The 4,348-nt window shown below is 71.9% G+C and carries 7 protein-coding genes; 3 read left to right on the top strand and 4 right to left on the bottom strand.

Annotated features, from left to right (window positions below; all coding sequences use genetic code 11):
- On the top strand, window positions 1–736 hold a 736-nt coding region (locus tag NH287_RS14730), incomplete at its 5' end, for an ATP-binding cassette domain-containing protein (protein ID WP_253036212.1).
- Here the strand turns inward: NH287_RS14730 and NH287_RS14735 are convergent.
- Window positions 723–1,112: a hypothetical protein gene (locus NH287_RS14735; protein ID WP_253036213.1), complete on the bottom strand. Its 390-nt coding sequence runs from the start codon at window positions 1,110–1,112 to the stop codon at window positions 723–725. The genes NH287_RS14730 and NH287_RS14735 overlap by 14 nt on opposite strands.
- A 138-nt stretch (window positions 1,113–1,250) precedes the next feature.
- Here NH287_RS14735 and moaA point away from each other — a divergent pair, with 138 nt between their 5' ends.
- Window positions 1,251–2,333, top strand: a complete 1,083-nt coding sequence (gene moaA / locus NH287_RS14740) for a GTP 3',8-cyclase MoaA (protein WP_253036214.1) — start codon at window positions 1,251–1,253, stop codon at window positions 2,331–2,333.
- 8 nt (window positions 2,334–2,341) lie between these two features.
- On the opposite strand, the gene NH287_RS14745 is transcribed toward moaA, so the two are convergent.
- From NH287_RS14745 to NH287_RS14755, 3 genes are read right to left on the bottom strand one after another with little or no spacing between them, the layout of a single operon-like run.
- A complete protein-coding gene (locus NH287_RS14745; RefSeq protein ID WP_253036215.1) occupies window positions 2,342–2,653 on the bottom strand; it encodes a DUF4235 domain-containing protein in 312 nt (103 codons plus the stop codon).
- 21 nt (window positions 2,654–2,674) lie between these two features.
- Window positions 2,675–3,058: a DUF3618 domain-containing protein gene (locus NH287_RS14750; protein ID WP_253036216.1), complete on the bottom strand. Its 384-nt coding sequence runs from the start codon at window positions 3,056–3,058 to the stop codon at window positions 2,675–2,677.
- Window positions 3,045–3,455 (bottom strand): phage holin family protein, encoded by a 411-nt coding sequence (locus tag NH287_RS14755; RefSeq protein ID WP_253036217.1) that lies wholly within the window; start codon window positions 3,453–3,455, stop codon window positions 3,045–3,047. The genes NH287_RS14750 and NH287_RS14755 overlap by 14 nt, the downstream gene beginning before the upstream one ends.
- Before the next feature lie 180 nt (window positions 3,456–3,635).
- Between NH287_RS14755 and NH287_RS14760 the strand changes: the two genes are divergently transcribed.
- The coding region (locus NH287_RS14760; protein WP_253036218.1) for an acyl-CoA dehydrogenase at window positions 3,636–4,348 on the top strand (713 nt) is incomplete at its 3' end.

Consider the following 4,348-nt stretch of genomic DNA (forward strand, 5'->3'; position numbering starts at 1 on the left):
GGGCATGCCGGCCGCCCAGGCGCGCGCCGAGGCCGACGCGTGGCTCGACCGCGTGGGCCTCGCGGGGACGGGTTCGCGGATGCCGCGCGAGTTGTCGGGAGGCGAGCAGCAGCGTGTCGCGATCGCGCGGGCGCTGTCGGCGTCGCCGCGGGTGGTGCTGCTCGACGAGCCGCTGGTCGCGCTCGATCCCGTGACGGCGTCGGCGATCCGCGGGATGCTGCGCGAGCAGCTCGCCGGCACGACGACCGTCGCGGTCACGCACGACGCCGGCGACGCGGTCGCCCTCGCCGAGCGGCTGTTCGTGATCGAGGCGGGAGCCGTGGTGCAGAGCGGCGGGGTGCGCGAGGTGCTGCGGGCCCCGGCATCCGCTTTCGTCGCGTCGATCGCGGACATGAATCGGATGCCGGGGGTCGCCGCGCGCGGCGTGTGGCGGGGTGCGGCGGGGCAGGTGCTGACGAGCACGGATGCCGCGTCGACCGCGCTCGCCGCCGGGGACGGTGTCGGGCTCGCCGCTGTGTTCCGCCCGGGCGACGTGCGGATCGTGGGCGCTGCGGGCGAGAACGCCTGGTCGGCGACGGTGGTGGGGGTGGAGCCGACGCTGTCGGGAGCGCGAGTGCGGACGACGGCGGGTGCGGTGGACGTGCGGCAGACGTCGGTCTCGGTCGGCGAGGCGCTGTGGCTGCAGATCGACCCGGCCCGCGTGCGGTTCGTCGCGGTGCCGGCTACTTCCGGTTGACCCAGACGTTGTCGGAGATCATGTCGCGGTCCTCGCCGCTGCGGTAGCTGAGGTCGGCGGCGACGCTCGCGCTGTCGCTGATCTGTACCGAGACGGAGTCGCGCGCGCAGGCGGTGGTCTGCCAGGCGTCGTCGAGGGTGAGCGACAGGCACAACGAGTCGCCGTCACCCGCTGCGCGCGCCAGGTAGACGTCGTACGCGTCGGCTTTCCCGACGTATCGCAGCGTCGCGACGTCGATCGCGCCGTCGACCCCGTCGACGACGGCGTCGGGACGGTCAGCGGCGGTCTGCTCGCGAGCGAACTCGGTCGGCGCACACGCCGTGAGGAGCAGGGCGGTAACGGCGAGGACCGGCAGAACGATGCGGCGCAGGCTCATGCGCCGAAACGTACCGCGGGATCGTTGCCCAACCGGGGCATTGGTGCTGACTTCACAGCCCGGGGGCGGTCTGACAGGCCGCCTCGCCGGTCGGGGCGATTAGGCTCGGAAAATGGGATGCCGCGGGGGGATGAGCCGGTGACGGCCGTGCCGATCTCGCTCGGCCGAGCGCCGCAGGTACCCGCCGCAACGGCGCCCGACCCGGCCGTCGGCCTCGTCGACACGCACGGCCGTGTGCACCGCGACCTGCGCATCTCGCTGACCGACCGGTGCTCGCTGCGCTGCACCTACTGCATGCCCGAGCAGGGCAACGAGTGGCTGGCGCGCACCAGCATCCTGACGACCGACGAGGTCGTCGAGATCGCCGAGGTGGCGGCGAGTCTCGGCATCCGTACGTTCCGGCTGACCGGCGGTGAGCCGTTGCTGCGGACGGACATCGTCGACGTGGTGCGTCGGGTCGCGGCGATCTCGGGGCCCGACGGTCCGGTCGAGGTGGCGATGACGACGAACGGGATCCGGCTGGCCGAGGTGCTGCCCGACCTGGTCGACGCGGGTCTGACGCGGTTGAACATCAGCATCGACACGATCGATCGCGAGCGGTTCACCGCGCTAACGCGGCGTGACCGGCTCGATGACGTGCTCGAGGGGATTGCGGCAGCCGCGGCATCCGATCTGAAGCCGTTGAAGCTCAACGCCGTCGCGATGCGGGGCGTGAACGACGACCAGCTGGCCGACCTCGTCGCGTTCGCGATGGAGGTGGGCGCGCAGTTGCGGTTCATCGAGCAGATGCCGCTGGATTCCGGGCACACGTGGGATCGCAGCGCGATGGTGACGCGCGAGGAGATTCTCGAGGCGCTGTCGGAACGGTGGTCGCTCGAGCCGGTGCTCGGCCGCGGCGGCGCTCCGGCCGAGAAGTGGCGCATCGACGGCGGCCCGCACGAGGTCGGTGTGATCGCGTCGGTGACCGCGCCGTTCTGCGGTGCGTGCGACCGCCTGCGGCTGACCGCCGACGGTCAGTTCCGCAACTGCCTGTTCTCGCTGACCGAGTACGACGTGACGACCGCGGTGCGCGGGATGCCGGTGGATGCCGCGGACGCCGATCGACGGCGCGTGATCGCCGAGGTGCTGCACGCGTGCGTGCTGGGCAAGCTGCCCGGGCACGCGATCAACGACCCGTCGTTCCTGCAGCCCGCGCGGGGGATGAACGCAATCGGCGGCTGACCGCGGGCTCAGTCGCCAGGCCACTCCCCGGTCGCGCGCTCGAACGCCCGGGCGCCGCCGCGGTCGACGAGCGCCTTCACCAGGGCGAACAAGGCGCCCTGCAAGGCGGCTGCGATCAGCACCTCGCCGAGGCCGAATTCTGACTCCAGGGCCTTCGGGCTGTCTTCGCGGTGGGTCGGGCTCGCCCGCTTCCAGAGCTGCTTGAAGATCACACCGGCGAGGGCGCCGCTCACCATGCCGCTGATGAGCCCGATCGGGCGGTACAGGATCTTCGCCGACGTGCTCGACTTCTTCTCCGGCTTCGAGGTCTTCTTCGACATGCGGGGGTCCTTTCGTGTGTCTCAGCGGCCGCGGCGCGCGACAGCGGTGATGACGGCGCCGATCGCGACGACCGCGAGGGCCAGGGCGATCCAGCCGTTGCGGTTCGGCTTGCCGGCGTCGTCCGTGAGGGCATTCGTCGCCTGATGCACGTAATCGGCCGCGTGCTCGCGGGCATCGCCGATCTGCGCAGCGACGTTCGTCTTCACGGTCTCGACCTGCTGCTTCGCCCTCGCCTTCACGTCGAGCTTGCCTGCGAGCTGCTCCACTGTGTCGCCCAGCTCCGCGCGGGTCTGTGCGATGTCGGCTTCGATCTCGGCGACCGACGCGTCCTCCGCGGGTTCCGGCTTCGTCGCGGGGGTGGACGAGAGGGGCACTTCGCGTGCGGGGACGTCAGGCGTGGTCATGGTGGGTGCGCTCCTTCACTTCGGTGATGTCCTGTTTCACGTTCTGCACGGTCCGCTCCGGCGTCGGCGACAGGGCCGACACCTTCTTCTTGCCGACGAGCGCGAGGATGCCGGCGACGATGAACAGCACGGCAGTCACGATCAGCGCGGCGGCCCATGCGGGGAGGAGCAGCGACAGCGCGATGATCGCTGTCGCGATGAGCGCGCCGACGCCGAACCACGCGAGCACGCCGCTCGCGCCGAGCAGCCCCACGCCGAGTCCGCCCTGCTTCGCCTTCGAGGAGAGCTCCGCTCGGGCGAGGCGCATCTCATCCCGCACGAGGCGAGACGTCTGCTCGGACAGACGGGAGATCAGCTCCGCGGTCGACGGTTCGGGTGATGGTTTGGCCTGCGTCACGACCGACTCCTCTCATCGGGTGGTAGGGCTTCAGGCTCGTGGATCTTCGTCCATCTGCACGACAGGCTTGACTTCCGTCGACGGCGGTGCGTGAGGCGCGGGTCGTCGACCGCTAGCGAACAGGTGGATGCGATGGCAAGCCTCTGCCGTCCCGCGACCCACGACCCGAGACTCACGAGTGTGAGCTCTCCCGCTGCAGATCCCTCGACGTCGTGCGCCCTCGGCGACCACCCGCTTCCCAGCGCACAGCGGCCCGCGCTCGCCGAAGCCGACGAGCTCGCTGGGTTCGGCACCGATGTGTCCGCCACCCTTGCGTGGGCGATCGGCGTCGGCGCCGCCCGCGACGACGACCGCTCCCTCGCCGACGACTGGTCGTTCCTGGCGGCGGTCGCGGAGCGGGATGTCGCGGCCGCCCGCATCCTCGAACCGCACCTCGACGCGCTCGACATCCTCGACCAGGCGCAACGCGCGGCCGTCGGGCCGGACCTCGAAGCGATCGGTGCCGGCCCGGGCTCGTCGTGGGGCGTGTTCGCCGCCGAAGGTGCGGGCGTGCGCCTCGATGCGCGGGACGACGGCTCCGGCTGGTTGCTGACGGGAACCAAGCCGTGGTGCTCGCTCGCGCAGCACCTGACCCACGCGCTCGTCACCGCTTGGGTCGGCGACGAGCGTCGCCTCTTCGCGGTGGCCCTGCGAGGGCCCGCGGTCAGCCCTCACGACGGGCCATGGCATGCGCGCGGGCTGCGCCAGGTCGTGAGCGCTCCGGTGGACTTCGCGTCGGCGCCGGCCGTGCCGGTCGGCGAGCCCGGCTGGTACCTCAGGCGGCCGGGGTTCGTGGCCGGCGGGGTCGGGGTGGCCGCGTGCTGGTGGGGCGGTGCGCTGCCGCTCCGCGCGGC

Origin of the sequence: Microbacterium sp. CnD16-F (genome assembly GCF_024124465.1) — a bacterium.
Classification (GTDB): domain Bacteria; phylum Actinomycetota; class Actinomycetes; order Actinomycetales; family Microbacteriaceae; genus Microbacterium; species Microbacterium gawkjiense.

What these genes read in the sequence shown, in the direction of transcription:
- NH287_RS14745 (WP_253036215.1), bottom strand. Translation starts at nt 2,653, where the DNA reads ATGTCGAAGAAGACCTCGAAGCCGGAGAAGAAGTCGAGCACGTCGGCG.
- NH287_RS14735 (WP_253036213.1), bottom strand. Translation starts at nt 1,112, where the DNA reads ATGAGCCTGCGCCGCATCGTTCTGCCGGTCCTCGCCGTTACCGCCCTG.
- NH287_RS14750 (WP_253036216.1), bottom strand. Translation starts at nt 3,058, where the DNA reads ATGACCACGCCTGACGTCCCCGCACGCGAAGTGCCCCTCTCGTCCACC.